Source organism: Bartonella saheliensis, from assembly GCF_902162175.1.
The window spans coordinates 1-2234 of sequence record NZ_LR607288.1 but is presented as its reverse complement, the minus strand read 5'-3'; the positions used below and the strand labels follow the sequence as shown (position 1 = coordinate 2234).

The 2234-nt window shown below is 39.2% G+C and carries 3 protein-coding genes; all 3 read right to left on the bottom strand.

Going from position 1 to position 2234, the window contains the following annotated elements:
* On the bottom strand, positions 1 to 824 hold an 824-nt coding region (locus tag FS875_RS09710; protein WP_144756209.1), incomplete at its 3' end, for a cytochrome c1.
* Positions 818 to 2074: a cytochrome b gene (locus tag FS875_RS09705; protein WP_144756206.1), complete on the bottom strand. Its 1257-nt coding sequence runs from the start codon at positions 2072 to 2074 to the stop codon at positions 818 to 820. The genes FS875_RS09710 and FS875_RS09705, both read right to left, overlap by 7 nt.
* A 4-nt stretch (positions 2075 to 2078) precedes the next feature.
* A partial coding sequence (locus FS875_RS09700; RefSeq protein ID WP_144756202.1) for a Rieske 2Fe-2S domain-containing protein occupies positions 2079 to 2234 on the bottom strand: 156 nt, incomplete at its 5' end.

Below are 2234 nucleotides of genomic sequence, written 5' to 3'. Positions count from 1 at the left end.
GCTTTTAAAATATAAACAAGCCCTCCAAAAAGGATCAAAAATAAGATAACACGAAAACCAGTTTTTTTACGAATTTCCATATGAGGATCAGCAGCCCACATTAAAAAAGCAGAAACATCACGTGCATAATGTTCAACAGTTTCTGGAGTTCCATCTTCATAAGACACAACACCATCACTCAAGGGAGGCGCCATAGCTAAAGAATTACCGGCAATAAAATAAGGATTATACCAAAAGCCCTCAACAATTTTTGTATTTTCTGGAGCTTCCTGATATCCCGTTAAAAGGGCTGTAATATAATCTGGACCAGCAGTATTATAATGAGTAAGCACCTCAGAAATAAGAGCAGGAAATGGCAAAGATACAGCGCGTGCACGCGCCATTAATGATAAATCTGGAGGAGAAGCACCATGAAGAATACCCCCTGCTTCTTCATAAGCAAAGGGAGAAGGAAAATAATCTGTTGCAAGCCCAGCGCGTTTAAAAAACTGCCCTTCTTGATTAGGACCATCGCGCACTTCATATTGCCCGGCAAAAGCTTTAATCTGTTCTTGATCATAGCCAAGAGCTTTTAAATCGCGAAAAGCCACATATTTTAACCCGTGGCAGCTAGAACAAACCTGTTTATAAACCTTTAATCCACGTCGCAACTGTGCTTTATCATAAACGCCAAATGGCCCTGAAAAGCTCCATTCCTGTTTTTTAGGGACATGTAAGGGAAAAGAAACAAACACCTCCTCGTTATCAGAGATATTGCCAGCCACACTCTGAAAAGGAAATCCTATTACTGCTATAACGAGCAATCCAATAAAAGTATTTACCATAGTTTATTTTTTTTCTGTTTCATATCTTCAGTAATTGAAGAAGGAAGAGGACGCCCCTTTTCAAAACGCGGCAGGATCGGCAAAACAATCAGAAAGAATATAAAATAATAAGCAGTAGCCAATTGCGTCCATAAAAGAATGCTATCATTGATTTCCCTTGAACCTAGATAGCCAAGAAGTACGACATCAGCAATGAATGCCCAAAAGAAAATTTTGTAAACAGGTCGATACCTCGCAGAACATATTTTAGAGCGATCTAACCATGGAACAAAAATCAAAACGAAAATCGAACCTGCTAAGAGAATAACCCCTAAAAAAGTTGATGAAAGAACACCAATATTAAAAGTGATGGCACGCAGTATAGCATAAAAAGGCAAAAAGTACCACTCTGGAACCACACGAAGGGGTGCCTTTAAAGGATCAGCAACAGTATAATTTTCAGCCTGTCCCATATAATCAGGCATATAAAATAAAAACCAAGCAAAAAAGACGAGAAAAACAGTAATGGCAAAAATATCTTTGATAAGCGCATAGGGTGTAAAAGGAACAGTTTCCTCATCCGATTGTATTGTAAGACCCGTTGGATTCCCCTGTCCAACTTGGTGGATTGCGAAAATATGAATCCCCACGAAAAAAAGCAAAATGAATGACAACAAATAATGAAGCACATAAAAACGGTTTAATGTTGGTTGTCCAACACTATAACCACCAAGAAGCGTCTCATGCAACCATGTCCCCACCAAAGGAATAGCTTTCAAAAGTCCAGCAACCACTGAAGCAGCAGAAACAGACATCATCCCCCAAACTAGAACATAACCAAAAAACGCTATTGCCATCATGATGATATAAATAAACATGCCCGTAACCCAAACCATTTCGCGCATATTTTTATAAGAACCATAATAAAGTCCGCGTGCTATATGAATATAAACAGCGATAAAAAAGAACGACGACCCCACACAATGCCATGGACGAAAAAGCCAACCAAACTGTCCCTCACGTCTAAAACGTTCGCCCGTATCAAAAGCCAAATGAACATCTGGTACATAATGCAGTGACAAGACAAGACCTGTCAAAAGTTGTGACAAAAGCATAACGGTCAAAATACCACCGAATGTATAAAAATAATTCAGATTACGTGGTACAGGAAAAATAACAAATGCATTATAAAAAAAACGAGGAAGTGGTAAACGCTTATCAAACCAACGAGCAAGAGCAGTTTTCGGAAAATAGGGAGGAAATCTTGCCATTGCGTTATCCTATTTTCAGTAAAGTATCAGAAAGAAATCGATAAGGTGGAATGGCGAGGTTATAATTAGCAGGTCCTGAACGCACTCTTCCAGCTGTATCATAAACAGACCCATGACAGGGACACAACCATCCACCAAATCGTCCCGATTGGCCAAGTGT